Source organism: Mycobacterium europaeum, from assembly GCF_002102155.1.
Taxonomy (GTDB): Bacteria; Actinomycetota; Actinomycetes; order Mycobacteriales; family Mycobacteriaceae; genus Mycobacterium; species Mycobacterium europaeum.
The window spans coordinates 35,253-51,985 of record NZ_LQOU01000064.1 but is presented as its reverse complement, the minus strand read 5'-3'; the positions used below and the strand labels follow the sequence as shown (position 1 = coordinate 51,985).

18 protein-coding genes are annotated in these 16,733 nt (G+C 66.9%); 12 read left to right on the top strand and 6 right to left on the bottom strand.

Going from position 1 to position 16,733, the window contains the following annotated elements; all coding sequences use genetic code 11:
- Positions 1–97: 97 nt before the first annotated feature.
- Together AWC03_RS24330 and pdxH are read right to left on the bottom strand one after the other, a co-directional pair.
- Positions 98–982: an amidohydrolase family protein gene (locus tag AWC03_RS24330; RefSeq protein ID WP_211279285.1), complete on the bottom strand. Its 885-nt coding sequence runs from the start codon at positions 980–982 to the stop codon at positions 98–100.
- Positions 983–1,057: 75 nt separating this feature from the next.
- The gene (gene pdxH / locus AWC03_RS24325) at positions 1,058–1,717 is read right to left on the bottom strand and encodes a pyridoxamine 5'-phosphate oxidase (protein WP_085243258.1); all 660 of its coding nucleotides are present in this window, start codon (positions 1,715–1,717) and stop codon (positions 1,058–1,060) included.
- 72 nt (positions 1,718–1,789) lie between these two features.
- On the opposite strand from pdxH, the gene AWC03_RS24320 reads away from it, so the two are divergent.
- Together AWC03_RS24320 and AWC03_RS24315 are read left to right on the top strand one after the other, a co-directional pair.
- On the top strand, positions 1,790–2,911 hold the full coding sequence (locus AWC03_RS24320) for a citrate synthase 2 (RefSeq protein WP_085243257.1): 1,122 nt from the start codon (positions 1,790–1,792) through the stop codon (positions 2,909–2,911).
- A gap of 131 nt (positions 2,912–3,042) precedes the next feature.
- The gene (locus AWC03_RS24315; RefSeq protein ID WP_085243256.1) at positions 3,043–3,492 is read left to right on the top strand and encodes a VOC family protein; all 450 of its coding nucleotides are present in this window, start codon (positions 3,043–3,045) and stop codon (positions 3,490–3,492) included.
- A 46-nt stretch (positions 3,493–3,538) separates the two neighbouring features.
- Here AWC03_RS24315 and AWC03_RS24310 read toward each other — a convergent pair whose 3' ends face one another.
- The 3 genes from AWC03_RS24310 to AWC03_RS24300 form a co-directional block, all read right to left on the bottom strand.
- On the bottom strand, positions 3,539–3,874 hold the full coding sequence (locus AWC03_RS24310; RefSeq protein ID WP_085243255.1) for an EthD family reductase: 336 nt from the start codon (positions 3,872–3,874) through the stop codon (positions 3,539–3,541).
- A 183-nt stretch (positions 3,875–4,057) separates the two neighbouring features.
- Positions 4,058–6,118, bottom strand: coding sequence for a phenylacetic acid degradation bifunctional protein PaaZ (gene paaZ, locus AWC03_RS24305; protein WP_085243254.1), 2,061 nt, complete (start codon positions 6,116–6,118; stop codon positions 4,058–4,060).
- A 110-nt stretch (positions 6,119–6,228) separates the two neighbouring features.
- Entirely contained in the window at positions 6,229–6,846 is a 618-nt protein-coding gene (locus AWC03_RS24300; RefSeq protein ID WP_085243347.1) for a TetR/AcrR family transcriptional regulator, read from the bottom strand.
- Positions 6,847–7,076: 230 nt separating this feature from the next.
- Between AWC03_RS24300 and AWC03_RS24295 the strand changes: the two genes are divergently transcribed.
- From AWC03_RS24295 to paaK, 9 genes are all read left to right on the top strand, one after another.
- Positions 7,077–7,817: an enoyl-CoA hydratase/isomerase family protein gene (locus AWC03_RS24295; RefSeq protein ID WP_142278511.1), complete on the top strand. Its 741-nt coding sequence runs from the start codon at positions 7,077–7,079 to the stop codon at positions 7,815–7,817.
- Positions 7,814–8,671: a 3-hydroxyacyl-CoA dehydrogenase family protein gene (locus AWC03_RS24290; protein WP_085243253.1), complete on the top strand. Its 858-nt coding sequence runs from the start codon at positions 7,814–7,816 to the stop codon at positions 8,669–8,671. The genes AWC03_RS24295 and AWC03_RS24290 overlap by 4 nt, the downstream gene beginning before the upstream one ends.
- Positions 8,672–8,692: 21 nt before the next feature.
- Positions 8,693–9,493, top strand: coding sequence for an enoyl-CoA hydratase/isomerase family protein (locus AWC03_RS24285; RefSeq protein WP_085243252.1), 801 nt, complete (start codon positions 8,693–8,695; stop codon positions 9,491–9,493).
- Between the two features lie 78 nt (positions 9,494–9,571).
- Positions 9,572–10,552 carry a 1,2-phenylacetyl-CoA epoxidase subunit PaaA gene (gene paaA / locus AWC03_RS24280; RefSeq protein ID WP_085243251.1) on the top strand — a complete coding sequence of 327 codons (981 nt, stop codon included), beginning with the start codon at positions 9,572–9,574 and terminating at the stop codon, positions 10,550–10,552.
- 53 nt (positions 10,553–10,605) lie between these two features.
- Entirely contained in the window at positions 10,606–10,917 is a 312-nt protein-coding gene (gene paaB / locus AWC03_RS24275; protein ID WP_322861015.1) for a 1,2-phenylacetyl-CoA epoxidase subunit PaaB, read from the top strand.
- 22 nt (positions 10,918–10,939) lie between these two features.
- Positions 10,940–11,851 (top strand): 1,2-phenylacetyl-CoA epoxidase subunit PaaC, encoded by a 912-nt coding sequence (paaC, locus tag AWC03_RS24270; RefSeq protein ID WP_085243249.1) that lies wholly within the window; start codon positions 10,940–10,942, stop codon positions 11,849–11,851.
- 5 nt (positions 11,852–11,856) lie between these two features.
- Positions 11,857–12,375 carry a 1,2-phenylacetyl-CoA epoxidase subunit PaaD gene (paaD, locus tag AWC03_RS24265; protein ID WP_208859291.1) on the top strand — a complete coding sequence of 173 codons (519 nt, stop codon included), beginning with the start codon at positions 11,857–11,859 and terminating at the stop codon, positions 12,373–12,375.
- Between the two features lies 1 nt (position 12,376).
- The gene (gene paaE, locus AWC03_RS24260; RefSeq protein WP_085243247.1) at positions 12,377–13,477 is read left to right on the top strand and encodes a 1,2-phenylacetyl-CoA epoxidase subunit PaaE; all 1,101 of its coding nucleotides are present in this window, start codon (positions 12,377–12,379) and stop codon (positions 13,475–13,477) included.
- A gap of 23 nt (positions 13,478–13,500) precedes the next feature.
- Positions 13,501–14,835 (top strand): phenylacetate--CoA ligase PaaK, encoded by a 1,335-nt coding sequence (paaK, locus tag AWC03_RS24255; protein ID WP_085243345.1) that lies wholly within the window; start codon positions 13,501–13,503, stop codon positions 14,833–14,835.
- 38 nt (positions 14,836–14,873) lie between these two features.
- Here paaK and AWC03_RS24250 read toward each other — a convergent pair whose 3' ends face one another.
- Positions 14,874–15,473: a RidA family protein gene (locus AWC03_RS24250; protein ID WP_249025963.1), complete on the bottom strand. Its 600-nt coding sequence runs from the start codon at positions 15,471–15,473 to the stop codon at positions 14,874–14,876.
- Positions 15,474–15,712: 239 nt separating this feature from the next.
- On the opposite strand from AWC03_RS24250, the gene AWC03_RS24245 reads away from it, so the two are divergent.
- Positions 15,713–16,714, top strand: a complete 1,002-nt coding sequence (locus AWC03_RS24245) for an SDR family oxidoreductase (RefSeq protein ID WP_158090003.1) — start codon at positions 15,713–15,715, stop codon at positions 16,712–16,714.
- The last annotated feature ends 19 nt before the right edge of the window (positions 16,715–16,733 follow it).

The following is a 16,733-nucleotide window of genomic DNA, read 5'->3' as shown; positions in this document are numbered from 1 at the left end:
TATCGACCTGAAGGCCGAGTCGCCCCCGCCGCCGCGCGGGCACCCCCGGCCCCTCCCGCGCACCCGGGAGAAGATCCGAACGGCCGCGCGCGGGGCTTCACCCGGCCATCGGTGCGGCCAACCCGAACAGCCGAGCGGCGTTGTCGTGAAAGACCTTCCGCAGCCAGTCGTCGTCGACCCCCGGCAGCCGGGTCAGCACCCGCATCGCGTCGACGAAGCCGTGCGGGATGTTCGGGAAGTCGCTGCCGAACAGGATGCGGTCGCCGTGGTCGCGCAGCCGCCGGTGTTCCGTGCGCGGGAACGGCATCGCCTCCTCCATGAACGGGGTGAACGCCATCGTGGTGTCGAGCCGGATCTCGTCGTACCGGTCGGCGAGGTCCAGGAAGTCGGTGTACTCGGGCATGCCCATGTGCGCGACGATCAGGCGCAGGCGGGGATGGCGCGTCAGCAGCTCCGCGACGGGGCCGGCGCCGGTGTGTTCGCCGGGGACCGGACCCGAGCCGCAGTGGATGACGACGGGGGCGGCGGCGTCCTCGATGACGCCCCACGCCCGGTCGAGCAGCGGATCGGTGGGGCTGAAGCGGCCGACCTGGACGTGCACCTTGAACACCCGCGCGCCGGACTCGACGGCCCGACGGACGTAGGCCTCGACGCCGGGCTCGGGGTAGAGCGTCGCCGTGTGCAGGCAGTCCGGCGTCGCCGCGGCGAAGGACGCCGCCCACTCGTTGAGCCAGGCCGCCATCTGCGGCTTGTGGGGGTAGACCAGTGAGGTGAACGCCCGCACCCCGAATCCTCGGAGTGTGCGCACCCGCTGCTCCTCGTCGGTGCGGTAGGCGATCGGCCAGCGGCGGCCGACCAACGGGCCGGCGTCGTCGAAATAGCGCCACACCTTGTCCATCACGGACTTGGGCATGAAATGGGTGTGCACGTCGACGATGCCCGGCAGCCCGAGCGAGCGCCAGATGCGGCGCACCGCTTCCATCTCGTCCACGTCAGCCAGGATGGCAGCCACATCGGCGGCGACACCGGCCGGGACGACGCGCACGCCGGCCCGCCTTCAGGGCTGGAGCCGCTCGACCCGGGCGCCGGTGACCCGGATCCGGTTATGCAACCGGTTCTCCCGCCCCTGCCAGAATTCGACCGACTCCGGAACGAGCAGATAGCCGCCCCAGCCCGGTGGCACCGGGACCTGCTCGCGGTCGGCGAAGCGTGCGGTCACCTCCGCCAGTTGGTCGAGCAACGCCAGACGCGACGCGATCGGACGGGACTGGTGCGACGCCCACGCGCCCAGCTGAGAGCCGCGCGGGCGCTTGGACCAGTAGTCCTCGGTGACCTCCGGGGTGACCTTGCTCACCGGGCCCCGGAGGTGGACCTGCCTGCCCAGCTGATACCAGGGAAACGTCACCGACGCGTACGGCGTCGCCGCCAGGTCGGCGCCCTTGGCCGAGTCATAGTTGGTGAAAAATGTGATCCCGGCCTCGTCCACGCTCTTGCACAAGACCGTCCGGCTGGCCGGCCTGCCGTCGGCGACGGTGGCCAACACCATGGCGTTGGGCTCGGCGACGCCGGACCGCTCGGCGTCACCGATCCACTTGCGCAGCAAGGCAACCCAACCGTCGTCGAGCCAATCGGTATCGAGATCGGGACTGCCGTCCTTTTCCGCCGACCCGTATTCCACTCGCATGCGCTGCAGGTGTTCGGAGTCTGGTCCTGCCATCGCGCCAACGCTACCGGGGCTTGCTACCGGCCGGTAGCGTCCGCCCGAAGGTGGGGTGCGAGAATTTCCGGTATGAGTGTGGTCCCCGAGAACTTTGTCCCCGGCCTCGAAGGCGTCGTCGCCTTCACCACCGAGATCGCCGAACCGGATAAAGACGGCGGCGCGCTGCGCTACCGCGGCGTCGACATCCAGGATCTGGTGAACCAACAGGTCACCTTCGGTGACGTGTGGGCCCTGCTGGTCGACGGCAGGTTCGGCCGCGGTTTGCCGCCGGCCGAGCCGTTCCCGCTACCCATCCACACCGGCGACGTGCGCGTGGACGTGCAGGCGGGCCTGGCGATGCTGGCGCCGATATGGGGGTACCGGCCGCTGCTCGACACCGACGACGACACCGCCCGCGACCAGCTGGCCCGGGCCTCGGTGATGGCACTGTCCTACGTGGCGCAGTCCGCCCGCGGCATCTACCAGCCCGCCGTCCCGCAGCGCGTGATCGACGAATGCTCAACCGTCACAGCCCGTTTCATGACCCGATGGCAGGGTGAGCCGGACCCGAGGCACGTCGAAGCGATTGACGCCTACTGGGTCTCGGCCGCCGAGCACGGCATGAACGCGTCGACGTTCACCGCACGGGTGATCGCCTCGACCGGCGCCGACGTCGCCGCCGCGCTGTCCGGCGCGATCGGCGCGATGAGCGGGCCGCTGCACGGCGGGGCGCCCGCGCGGGTCCTACCGATGATCGAAGAGGTCGAGCGCACCGGCGACGCCCGTGGCCTGGTCAAGAAGATCCTCGACAGCGGCGACAAGCTGATGGGCTTCGGGCACCGGGTCTACCGCGCCGAGGACCCGCGGGCGCGGGTGCTGCGCGCCACCGCCGAGCGGTTGGGTGCGCCGCGTCACGAGGTCGCGGTGGCGCTGGAGCAGGCCGCGCTGGCCGAACTGCGCGAGCGTCGCCCGGACCGGGCCATCGAGACCAACGTCGAGTTCTGGGCTGCGGTGATCCTGGACTTCGCCCAGGTGCCGGCCAACATGATGCCGGCGATGTTCACCTGCGGGCGCACCGCCGGCTGGTGCGCGCACATTCTCGAGCAGAAGCGGCTGGGCAAGCTGGTGCGCCCGTCGGCCATCTACGTGGGACCGGGCCCGCGCAGCCCGGAGTCCGTCGAAGGTTGGGACCGCAGCCTCACCCACGCCTGAGGCGGGCTCAGTTGTCGGTGCCCCGCGATTGAATGAAATCGCCGCGATGAATTTGTGTCGCGGGCGAAGTCATAACTCGCGAACCCGCCCGCCCGGGCGGGTCTGGGACACCGACAACAAGGAGAACCACGATGGCGATCAACTTCGAACCGGCACTGGCCCCGCACCTGGTGGTGGACGACGCCGCCGCCGCGATCGACTTCTATGTCAAGGCTTTCGGCGCCGAGGAGATTGGGCGGGTGCCTCGCCCCGACGGAAAGCTCGTCCACGCCGCCCTGCGCATCAACGGCTTTCTGGTCATGCTCAACGACGATTTCCCGGAGATGTGTAGCGGCAGGTCGATGACGCCCACGTCACTGGGCGGCACCCCGGTGACGATCCACCTGACCGTCAGCGACGTCGACGCCAAGTTCCAGCGCGCCCTGGACGCGGGCGCCACCGTGGTGATGCCGTTGGACGACCAGTTCTGGGGCGATCGCTACGGCGTGGTCGCCGACCCGTTCGGCCACCACTGGTCGATGGGGCAGCCGGTCCGCGAGGTCGGCTACGACGAGATCCAGGCCGCGATGGCGGGGCGGTAGCCCCGGCTATCGGCCGCGCGGCTCGGCCATAGGCCGTGGATCAGGTCTAGGAAGACGCGTTAGTGGTCTGGATCAGCCGGTCGACCTCTTCCGTGCTGTATAACGAGACCCCGCCGGTGGCGAAGTTTGCCACATCAGCGCTGGCGGCGGCCATCTCGGGTGATTTCAGCGCCCCCATGAGGTCTTCGAGGGAGCCGAACATCAGGCTGGCCACCATGTAATACGGGGCCTCGCGGTCAGGCATGAGCGACCGACACTTGCCGGTGGTGAAACCGGTTAAACCGGGGATCTTCAACGTCAACGGAACATGCGTGCTGCTGTAGTACTTCTCGAATGCTCCAGGATCGGTGGGCTCGCCGTAGCAGACTGAGACTCGAAACATATTTTGCTCCTCAGAGTTAGAACGGATCGGATAGCACCGGGCGACGAAGAACCCGGATCACGGCGGCTTGAAATGGAACGCAAGCCGGTCTGGCGGCTTCGCTACGACTGCGACCACCGCGGTGACGCCTCGGGGCTTCAAGGTCTGGAGCTGGGGAGGGGCTGGCCGCATCGCTTGACAGTGTCATTGACGCCCCGGTTGGTTGCGTTGCTCTTTCAGTTTTGCAACCAGCGTCAACACGTCATAAGTAGCCACCTGGTCACCATCCTGATTGGTCACCACGGCATCCCAGCGGACTTCGCCGTAGTCGGCCGAAAGCCGCGGTGTTAGCTGCTTTGCGGTCAGGGTGACGGTTAGAGCGTCTCCTGCCTTGACCGGGGTGAGGAATCGCAGCCCGTCCACGCCAAAGTTGGCCAGGACCGGCCCTGGGCTGGGTTCGACGAACAAGCCGGCTGCCAGCGACACGACGAGATAGCCGTGCGCCACGATCCCGCCAAACAACGGGTTGTTTGCTGCTGCCGATGCATCGGTGTGAGCGTAGAAGGTATCGCCGGTGAACTCGGCGAAGTGGCCGATGTCTTCGAGGCTGACGACCCGCGGGCCGCCGACGATCGTGTCGCCGATGTGCAGCTCCTCGAGGTGCTTGCGGAACGGGTGCACATCCGTGGTGGTACGTGCGGAACCGGCGGTCCAACGACCGGTGATCGCTGTCATCATGTCGGGACTGGCCTGGATCGCGCTGCGTTGCATGAAGTGCAAGACGCCGCGGATGCCCCCCAATTCCTCCCCGCCACCGGCACGGCCGGGCCCACCGTGCACCAGCGTGGGCAGCGGCGATCCGTGGCCGGTCGACTCCTTGGCGTCGTCGCGGTCCAACACCAGGATGCGGCCGTGATATGGGGCGATGCCGATCGTCACCCGTCGCGCCAGTGCGGCATCGTGGGTCACCAATGACCCTACGAGACTTCCCTTTCCGCGCGCTGCGAGCGCAATGGCATCATCCAAGTCGCGGTAGCCGATGACAGTGCTGACCGGGCCGAAAGCCTCTACCTCATGCACGGCAGCCGCCGTGGGATCCGCCGCCCGCAGTAGCAATGGCGGCAGGAAGGCGCCACGGGCGGCGTCGGCGCCCTCGACGGTGAACGAATCCGGGTCACCGAAGACGAGGGCAGCGGCGTCGCGAAGGCTCTTTAGCGACCGCAGCACCTCGTCGCGCTGATCGATGCTGGCCAACGGGCCCATCCGCACGCCCTCGAGCGCCGGGTCACCGACAACGATTTGCGCCAGTCGCGCACTCGTCGCGTCGATCACCTCGTCGAGAAGCTCGTTGGGCACCAGGGCGCGCCGGATGGCCGTGCACTTCTGCCCCGCCTTCGTGGTCATCTCCGCCACGAGTTGCTTGACGTACAAGTCGAACTCGGGTGTGTCCGCAGTGGCATCGTGACCCAGGATCGAGCAGTTCAGGGAATCGGCCTCGCCGTTGAAGCGCACGCCACCCTCGACCACAGCGGGATGGCTGCGGAGCTTGGCGGCGGTCGATGCGGACCCGGTGAACAGCACACTGTCCTGGCTGTCGAGGTGGTCCAGCAACTGGTGCGGGCTGGCGCACAGCAGCTGCACGGACCCTTCGGGAAGTAACCCGGAGTCGATGATGGCGCGGAACACCAACTCGGTCAGGTAGGCGGTTTGATGTGCCGGCTTGACGATCGAGGGCACGCCGGCGATAAACGCCGGGGCCAGCTTTTCCAGCATCCCCCATACCGGGAAGTTGAACGCATTGATCTGGACAGCGACGCCGCCGCGTGAGGTGTAGATGTGCTGTCCGACGAATGCGCCGGTGCGGCCGAGCTTTTCAGCGGGGCCGTCGAGGTAGACGGTATCGTTCGGAAGTTCGCGCGTGCCCTTGCTCGCGTAGCTGAACAGCGTGCCGATTCCCCCGTCGACGTCGATCGCCGAGTCGCGCACGGTCGCGCCCGTGGCCGCCGACAGCGGATAGAACTCTTCCTTGCGGCTCATGAGCAGCTTGCCCAGCGCTTTCAACGCGTTGGCACGCTGATGAAAGGTCAACGCGCGCAACGCCGGGCCGCCCACCTCACGCCCGTGGGCGATGACGGCGGCCAGATCCAGCGATCCCGTCGCGAAGCGGGCCACTTGCTCGCCGGTGACCGCGTGGAACAGCGGGACGTCATCCCCCGCGGGCGCGATCCAGCTTCCCGTCACGTAGCTCTTCAGCACATCGGTCATCCAGTGGGCTCCCTCTTAACCAACCGTCCATTCGTTCGGTTATCACCATGCCAGTGTGGCCATCGACGCGTCAAGCGGACATCATGGGGCGGGTAATACCGGCCGAACGGTCAGTCTGTGGCAGCGGTGCGCAGTCCGTCGAAGATCATCGTCGCCACCGCCTCGGCGAGCTCGTCGGCGCCCAGGGCACGGCTTGGCCGGTACCACTCGATGAGGGAGTTGACGGTGCCGAAGATGAGCCGGCTCGTCAGGGCCGGATCGACGTCGGGACGAATGCTGCCCTCGTCGCACGCGTTCTCGACGAGCTTTCCGACGATGTGGTCGAACTCTCGGCGCCGCGCCAAAGCGCGTCGCTCCACGGTGGTGTTGCCGCGGATCCGCAGCAGCAGCGTCACGTAGGGAAGCTCCTCGACCAGCACATGAATACTGCGTTTGACGAGGTTTTCCAGGCGCTCGATGGCCGGTCCGGTGGTGGTGTCCGGGGCTTGCGTGGCGGCGAAGAGCGCGTCCAGGGCCCGATCCACGGCAAGCCGCAGCAGCTCTTCCTTGCCGCTGACGTGGTGATAGATCGACGACTTGCTGATGCCCAGCCGGGCCGACAGGTGTTCCATCGACGTGCCGTCGTAACCGCGCTGGTTGAACACCCCGACGGCAATGGCCAGCAATGAGTCCAAGTCGTAGCCCGGCCGACCGACATGCCCGGTGGAACGCGATCGCGGTGCGGCCATGTTGATCATCATGGCATTCCGCGTCTCCGCATGCTGATAACCCTCGCGCTCATCTGTCTGCTATTAATAATAGACCGAATGGTCGGTTATTGACGGAAATCGCGAAAGGATGCCGCAGTGGGCGCAGAAGTGCATCTGGTCGACGGCGTTTTCCGCGCCGACGGCGTCGTGACCGCGCGATCGTCGTCACCACTGCCCGCCGGTTCGGCGGCCGCGCTGATCGAGGCGCTGTGATCGTCTACGAAACTCTGCGCGTTCACCAGGAAGACGGCCGCGTGGTGGTCGAATTGCACCGCCCCGCCCAGCGCAATGCCATCAACGCCGCGATGGTCGCCGAACTCCACGCGGTATGCGCGCTTTTGGAGTCCCGGCCCCGCGTGCTCGTCGTCAGCGGCGCCGGCACCGACTTTGCCGCCGGCGCGGATATCGGCGAACTCCGCTCGCGGGGACGCGACGAGGCGTTGGCCGGAATCAATCGCGGCGTCTTCGACCGGATTGCGGCGCTGCCGATGCCCACCATCGCCGCCGTGGAGGGAAATGCGTTGGGCGGTGGCGCCGAACTGGCATATGCCTGCGACCTGCGCGTCGCGGCAATGGGCGCCCGGTTCGGCAATCCCGAGCCCGCACTCGGAATCCTGGCGGCCGCGGGCGCCAGCTACCGGCTCACCGACTTGGTGGGCAAATCGATTGCCAAGCAGGTCATCCTCGGCGGGCGCATCCTCGACGCCGAGGCCGCACTGCAGTGCGGCCTGGTCGGTGAGGTGGTCGAAACGGGGACCGCGCTCAGCCGCGCATGCACGCTGGCGGATCGGATTGCCCGACTCTCGCCGCTGGCGGTGCGGATCTCCAAGGCGGTGGTGGATGCCACCGCGCCGCATCCCCTGCTCGATGACGTCGCTCAGGCGGTCCTGTTCGAAAGCCCCGACAAAACTGAGCGGATGACCCGGTTTCTACAGAAGAGGACCTCATGATCACCGTGCCCGAAGTGGTCGCAGTAATCGGCGGAGGTCGGATGGGCGCCGGCATCAGCCAGGTCTTCGCGGCGGCCGGGTCGACGGTCACCGTGGCGGAGGCGAACCCGGATGCCGCATCGGCCGCCCGCGAACGGGTTGCGGCCGGGCTGGCCCGCGCCGCGGACAAAGGCAGCCTGCGTGACGATCCGCAGCGGGTCTTGGCCCGGGTGCATACCGTGCCGGCCCTGACCGAATTGCCCGCCGCCGCCGGGTTGGTCATCGAGGCGGTGCCCGAACGGATGGCCGACAAGATCAATGTCTTGTCCGGGGCGGAAAAGGTCGTCGCGCCGACCGCCGTGCTCGCGTCGAACACCAGCTCGCTGTCGATCAGTGAAATCGCTGCGGCGCTTCGCTTTCCAGAGCGCTTCGTCGGTATGCACTTCTTCAACCCGGTGCCCGCGTCTGCCCTGGTCGAGGTGGTGCGCGGACCCGGCACCGCTGACGACGTCGTCAACGAGGTGCTTGGCTGGATTCACCGGCTCGGGAAATCCGATGTGGTCGTCAATGATTCGCCCGGGTTCGCCACCAGCCGCCTCGGCGTGGCGCTCGGGCTGGAAGCGATCCGCATGCTCGAGGAAAGCGTCGCGGATGCCGCATCGATCGACCGCGCGATGGAATTGGGTTATCGCCATCCCATGGGTCCGCTCCGATCCACGGACCTCGTCGGCCTGGATGTCCGGCTTGCGATCGCCGAGCATTTGCACGCCACCTTGGGGGATCGCTTCCGGCCACCGGCGCTCCTGCGCGACAAAGTCGCTCGTGGGGAGCTGGGCCGCAAGACCGGCCAGGGATTCTTCCACTGGCCGCGGTAAACAACCATCGAGGAGCATCTGATGACAGGAACATCCGCGGCGACAGTCGATTACCACGTTGAGGACGGCGTCGCCGCGATTCGACTGGACCGGCCCGGGGCCTCCAACGCGCTCGACCGCGCCACCAAACAGCAGCTGCTGAATGCGCTGACTGCTGTCGCGGCAGACAACAGCGTGCGAGCCCTCATGATCACCGCTGCCGGAAAGAACTTCTGCGTGGGCCAGGACCTCGCCGAACACGTCGACGCGCTGCACGCCGACCCCGGCCACGCGATGGACACGGTGCGCGACCACTACAACCCGATCGTGACGGCACTACATGCGATCAAGGTGCCCGTCATCGCGGGGATCAACGGTGCTTGCGTCGGGGCGGGCCTGGGACTGGCCCTGGCGGGCGACGTCCGCATCGCCGGTTCCAATGCCAAGTTCGGCACTGCTTTCACCGGCATCGGTCTGGCGGCCGACTCGGCGCTGTCCGCGTCGCTGCCCCGGCTCATCGGAGCAGGCCGTGCCACAGCGATGTTCCTGCTCGCAGACACCATCGACGCGGCCACCGCCCAAGCGTGGGGACTCGTGCATCAGGTCGTCGACCCCGACGTCCTCGACGATGTGGCGACCGGCCTTGCGGCGCGCCTGGCCGCCGGCCCCACCGCCGCGTTCAGCGCCGTTAAGGCGCTGCTGGCCGAAAACGCCACCGGCTCATTGCAAGACATCCTCGAACGCGAAGCCGCCGCACAACAACGGCTTGGCGCGTCGACCGATCACGGTGCGGCCGTCGAGGCATTCCTCGCCAAGGCCAGGCCGGTTTTCGTCGGGCACTGAGCCCGCGCAACTTGTGTTCGGGCGCGCGATCCGGCAAAATTATATAACCGAACATTCGGTCGGTATTTGGGAGGCTCGATGACCCTGGGCGACGTCTCGTCGCAGACGGATGGCCACGATCCCGCCGCACTGGCGCGGGAGTTCGAAGCGATCATTGCCGGCGGCATGCGGATAGAACCGCGCGATTGGATGCCCGACGGCTACCGCACGACGCTGATCCGCCAGATCGCACAGCATGCCCACTCCGAAATCATCGGCATGCAGCCCGAAGGCAACTGGCTGACCCGGGCGCCGTCGTTGCGCCGCAAGGCGATCCTTCTGGCGAAGGTGCAAGACGAAGCCGGTCACGGCCTCTACCTGTATTCGGCGGCCGAGACGTTGGGTGCCGACCGTGCCGACCTCAACGCCAAGCTTCTCGCCGGTACGCAGAAGTATTCGTCGATCTTCAACTACCCCGCGTTGACCTACGCCGATGTGGGCGTGATCGGCTGGCTGGTCGACGGCGCGGCGATCTGTAACCAGGTTCCGTTGTGCCGCAGCTCGTATGGGCCCTACGCCCGCGCGATGATCCGGGTCTGCAAGGAGGAGTCCTTCCACCAACGCCAGGGCTACGAACTGTTGGCCACGATGATGGCGGGCACCGCCGCGCAGCGCGCGATGGTTCAAGACGCCGTCGACCGGTGGTGGTGGCCAACCCTGATGATGTTCGGGCCGCCCGACACCGACTCGCCCCACAGCGCCACGTCAATGGCGTGGGGGATCAAGCGCCATACCAACGACGAACTCAGGCAACGTTTCGTGGACATGACGGTCCCGCAGGCCGAGGCACTCGGCGTCACCCTGCCCGATCCGCAGCTGTGCTGGAACGAAAAACGTGGCGCACACGATTTCGGCACGCCGGATTGGAACGAGTTCACCGACGTCATCGCTGGGCATGGGCCGTGCAACGCCGAGCGCATCGCCAGGCGCACGCGCGCCCACGACGACGGTGCATGGGTGCGCGAGGCCGCGACCGCATTCGCGGCGAAACGCCGAACCTTGGAGGGGAAAGCACGATGAGCGACAACGACTTCACCGCCGAAGGCGGTCACGGCGCGGTTCCGATAGCGAGCGTGGACACGGTACCGGACGAGGCCGCGGTCGCGGCCGACTGGCCGCTCTACGAGGTATTCGTCCGCGGCAGACGCGGTCTCAACCATGTGCATGTCGGTTCGCTGCACGCCGCCGAGGAGAAGATGGCCCTGCGCCACGCGCGTGATCTCTACACCCGGCGCAACGAAGGCGTCAGCATCTGGGTGGTGCGTTCGGACGCGATCCTCGCGTCCAGCCCCGCCGAGAAGGATCCGTTCTTCGCACCCAGCGGCGACAAGGTGTACCGCCACCCCACCTTTTACACCATTGCCGACAACGTCTCCCACATGTGATCGGCGAGGAAGGCCTGCGCGCATGAACGACCCCGACACCACCTACGCCATCGACGAAGACACGCACGACCAGTGGGCATTCGGAACCAGCTTCGACGATCCGCTGGCAGGCGTCGACACCGCGTTGGTTGACGGCATCGACGCCGCCGACCTGGCGGTCTACTGCTTGATGCTCGCCGACGATGCGTTGATCTCCGCGCAGCGGCTGACCCAATGGTGCGCTAACGCGCCCGAACTCGAAGAGGAGATGGCACTGGCCAACATCGGGCTGGACCTGCTCGGCCAGGCCCGCCTGTTGCTGGCCCGGGCCGCGGCCGCCCACCCGGCAATTGTCCCGGCGCTGCCCGACGACTCCCCCGTGCCCGCCGACGACGCGTTGGCCTTCTTTCGCGACGAGCCGTCGTTTCGGTGCCTTCGCCTGGTGGAACTGCCCAACGGCGACTTCGCCCACAGCATCGCGCGCCTTCTGGTGTTCGCCACTTTTCGGCTGGCGACACTGCAACGGTTGCGGGACTCGCGCGACCCGGTGCTCGCGGCCGTGGCCACCAAGGGCGTCAAAGAAGTGACCTATCACCGCGACTACGCCGCCCGGTGGTTCCGCACGCTCGCAGGGGGGACCGCCGAGTCGCGGTTCCGGCTGGAGCGGGCGGTCACGGCTGTATGGCCCTACGTGGACGAACTTTTCATTCCCAACCCGGTGGAGCAGCGACTTGCGGCGACGGGCGCGGCGGCCGACTCGGCGATGCTTCGCGGTGAGTTCGACGACGTCGTCGAACAGATCTTCCGGGCCGCGCTGTTGCCCGTCCCGGTGGTGCGGGCCGCGGCGCGAGTGGCCGGCAGATCCGGCCGAGACGGTACCCACACCGAAGCGCTGAGCTATCTACTGGCCGAAATGCAGTCCGTGGCCCGGGCGCATCCCACTGGGGCATGGTGAGGTCGATGACCGCCGCGATGATGGGGGCGGTGGCCCGGGCGCGTGCAGTCGCCGCCACGGTGACCGACCCCGAGATGCCGATGCTGACGCTGGTGGACCTCGGAGTGTTGCGTGACGTCCACCAAGAAGAAGACGGCACGATCGTCGTCACCATCACCCCGACCTACTCCGGATGCCCCGCGATGGCCACCATCCGCGAGGACCTCGCAAATGCGCTCGCCTCAACGGGTTTAGAGCGGGTTGAGGTCCGGATCTCGCTGGCGCCGCCCTGGAGTTCGGACTGGATCACCGTCGACGGCCGCCGCAAGCTCGAAGCACATGGGATCGCTCCCCCGCACGCCGCCCCGCGGCCGACCACCGGCCCCGTCCCCCTCGCCCTCGTTGCGCACCGCCCCGTGGTGCAGTGCCCGCAGTGCGACTGCCTGGATACCGAAGAACTGTCGGCCTTCGGGTCGACCGCCTGCAAATCCCTGCACCGCTGCCGGCGCTGCGGTGAACCATTCGAGCGCATCAAGGAGATTTGATATGTCCACCGCTGAACTGGTCGCCGCGACGGGTACGGGCCCGCGTCGTCGGCGATTCCGCACGGTGCGGGTCGCCGACGTGCAGCAGCTCTGTGCTGACGCCGCCGCCATCACCTTCACCGTGCCCGACGAGTACGCCGCCGAATTTGCCTTCGCGCCCGGCCAATCCGTCGTCATTCGGCGCATCATCGACGGCACCGAGCAGCGCCGGACCTACTCGATCTGCTCGCCCGCCGGTGACCGGCCCCGGGTCGGAGTCCGCGAAGTACCCGGAGGAGCGCTCTCGGGCTGGCTGGTCCACCAGCTCTGCCCGGGCGATGAGGTCGAAGTGCAGCCGCCCTCGGGCAATTTCACCGCGGACCCCGCCCGAGGGGGACACCACGTGGTGATTGCCGCCGGTTCCGGTATCACCCCGGTCCTTTCGATCGCCGCTTCGGTCCTGACCCATCCCGAATCACGGGTCACGCTGCTTTACGGCAACCGCCGCGCCGGCACGGTCATGTTTGCCGATGAGCTGGCCGACCTCAAGGACTCCTACGGCGCACGGCTGCAGCTGGTGCACGTGCTTTCGCGTGAGCCGCGAACTTCCGACCTGCTCAGCGGCCGGCTCGACCGTGCCCGCATCCACGCACTGTTGCAACGCCTCGTGCCGGTGCACAGCGTCGACCACTTCTGGCTGTGCGGACCGCTCGGGATGGTCACCGACGCCAAGGCGGCGCTGCACACGCTCGGGGTGCGCGGCGACCGAATCCATCAGGAGCTGTTCTTCGTCGAAGACACCGCTCCCGTACCGGTCGAACATGTCGATGCAGCGATGTCCGGCCCGGTCAGCCAGGTCACCCTCGTTCTAGACGGTGCCACCACCACACTCGCGCTGCCGCGTGATTCTTCGATCCTCGACGCGGCGCAGCGGTCCCGCAGCGACCTGCCCTTCGCGTGCAAGGGTGGGGTGTGCGGGACCTGCCGCGCCCAGGTCACCGGCGGCGCCGTGGACATGCGCCGCAACTACGCACTCGACCCCGCCGAAGTCGAAGCCGGCTTTGTGCTGACGTGCCAGTCCTATCCCAGCACCGATGCCTTGACCGTCGATTTCGACGCATGACGATGTTGCCCTGGGAACTTGCCATGGCCGATCTCGTCGACCGTCCCGCCGATGACGCCGCGCGCCGCTCACCCGATGCGCTCGAACCGATCGAAGTTGCCTCGCGCGATGAGATCGCGGCGCTGCAGCTGTCCCGGCTGAAGTGGTCGCTTCGGCATGCCTATGACAATGTCGCGCATTACCGAACCGCCTTCGATCAGGCCGGGGTCCACCCAAGTGACCTCAAAGACCTGGCGGATCTGGCCCTGTTCCCGTTCACCACCAAAGCCGACCTGCGGCAGAACTATCCGTTCGGCATGTTCGCCGTGCCGCAGGCGGAGATCCGACGCGTCCACGCCTCATCGGGCACCACCGGGCGCCCGACCGTGGTCGGCTACACCGCGGCCGACATCGACACCTGGGCCGACCTGGTCGCACGCAGCCTGCGCGCGGCAGGGGTCCGCTCCACCGACAAAGTCCACATCGCCTACGGCTACGGTCTTTTCACCGGCGGAATAGGGGCACATTACGGGGCAGAGCGCCTCGGCTGCACGGTCATCCCCATATCGGGCGGCATGACCGAACGTCAGATCCAACTCATCACCGACTTTGAGCCAGACGCCATCATGGTCACCCCGTCGTACATGCTCACACTGATCGACGCGATGGAACGCGCAGGCATCGATCCACGCAAAACGTCCTTGCGTACCGGCGTCTTCGGCGCCGAACCCTGGACCGAACAGATGCGCACCGAACTCGAACGCAAGCTCGGCATCGACGCAGTCGACATTTATGGCTTATCCGAGGTGATCGGCCCCGGAGTAGCCCAGGAGTGCGTCGACACCAAAGACGGGCTGCACATTTGGGAAGACCATTTCTATCCCGAGATCATCGAACCGGCAAGCGGCCGAGTGCTCCCCGATGGAGCCGAAGGCGAGCTGGTCTTCACCTCACTGACCAAACAGGCGTTCCCGATCATTCGGTACCGCACCCGCGACCTCACGGCACTACTGCCCGGTACCGCGCGGAGCATGCGGCGGATGCGCAGGATCGCCGGGCGCACCGACGACATGATCATCCTGCGTGGCGTCAACCTTTTCCCGACTCAGATCGAGGAGCTGATCTTCGGGGTCGAGGCGCTGACACCGGAATTCCACTGCGTTCTGAGTCGCGCCGGCCGACTCGACACCCTGACCGTGCACGTGGAAAGCCGGTCGGGGGCGACGCCCGAGATGCGTGTGGATGCCGCCGACACGCTCACCAAGCAGATCAAGAGTCGCATCGGCGTCAGCGTCACGGTCAACGTTGTCGAGCCGAACAGCATGAAGCGCTCCGAGGGAAAGGCGAGGCGGTTGATCGACAACCGTACGCAGCGGTAGCCGGGCAGCGGCGGCGGCCGTGATTGCCGGTGGACACGTCAATGCCGTTTCCCGCGCAGGCGGTACCTGCGTTTGACCGCGACCACCATCTCGATCTCCACGCAGATGTCGAACGGCAACTCGGCCATGCCGACCGCGGAACGGGCGTGGCGGCCGACCTTGTCGCCGAACACCTGCACGATCAGTTCCGAGCAGCCGTCGATGACGGCGGGCGTATCGGTGAACCCGGGAGCGCAGTTCACCATGCCGAACACCTTGAGCACCGATCGCACGCGGTCAAGGGATTCGATTTCCGCGCGGAGCGCGGACAGCAGGAACAGCCCTGTGAGGCGGGCTGCCGATCGGGCGGCCTCCGGCGTGAGGTCGATTCCCACTTTGCCCTGGACGCCGGGTAAGGAGCCGCCATGCCTGCTCCGAATAGGCCCGTGGCCGGATACGAAAACCAGGTCGCGATCGCGTTTGGCCGCAAGGTATCTGCCGGCGACCGGTGCCGGGGCCGGCAGCTCGATGCCGAGCCGCGCGAGACGCTTCTCCGGCGTCGACGCGGGCTTCACCTCCGCCGCCCTGCGCAACGACCAGACGGCCGGTCTACGCAGCGGGCACGCCATCCGCGGAACCCGTCGTCCATCGGTGCTCACCTCCTCATGGCCGTGGCGAATGCGAACCGGCGGCACCCCGACCGCACTGTGACCACACTTGTGACAACATGTCACGCATGGCATATTACATACTGTCCTTATCTTGCACGCCTACTATGGCCCCGCGGCAGCGCGGGACGGATTCGAGGGGCGGAAAGCTTCGGAACTCCGCGCACGACATACCCACCACCATGGCCGGTGCACTAACCAGATCCACACGGCGCGTTAGGAATTGAATCGTGACGATCCAGACATTGCCTCCCGAACCGTCCTTTCTCGTTTTCGGCGCCGCCGGACACATCGGACGCCCCTGCGCACAATGGCTCACCGAAAGGCACCCCAGCGCGCACATCCGGGTCGTTTCCAGCAGGCCCGACATGGCCGCAGCCCTGGCCGAAGCGCACCCGGGCGCCGAGGTGATGATCGCCGACTACCTGAGCGCCGATGACATGATCGCGGCCTTCGACGGGATCCATGCGGCGTTCGTGCTCACCCCGGATTTCATCGACGAGAAGGTCGCCATGGCCAACGTGGCCAGCGCGGTCAAGGCAACCGGAACGCTCGTGCGGCTGGTCCGGCTGATCGGCGACCCGCCGGGAATCCGTGATGAAGCGGAGGTGCTGGCATTGTGGGGCCCTGACTACAAGAACGAAACGGCGCTGCATCATCTGCGAGCCCGTAAAGTGTTGACGGAAGCGGGCGTTCCGGTCGTATACATGAACATCCCGGGCTGGTTCTTCGAGGATTTCTCCGAGTTTCTGGTCGACCCGATCCGCGACAGGCGCACGTTCGTCATGGCGGCGGACCGGCCGATGAACTTCATCGCGACCCGCGACATCGGCCGCTGCGCGGCCGAACTGCTGCTGGACCCCTCGCTGACCGAAGCCGGTGAAACCCTGCACCTGGAGAACGGCATCGACACGATGATCAGGTTCAGCAGGATCGCGGACATCATGAGCGACGCGTGGGGCGTGCCGATCGGCTACGAAGGCTCCGATGAAGCCTTTCTGCGGGAACTCGGGCCCGCCCTGCGTAAGTACTACAAGCAGGACGACGCCGCCGAGCACATCCTGGCCGAATGCCATCATGAGGTGCCCTTCATCAACGAGCTCCTCAAGCGCGGCAACGACCTGCGCGGCGGTGAACGTCACCTCACACCGGAAATGCTTGGTTTCGAGCCGCTTTCGTTGAAGTCGTGGTTCCGGGACAACCGGGACGTCTTCATTCCCGAGTGCGGCTGACCCGGCGTGTCGGCTCCGG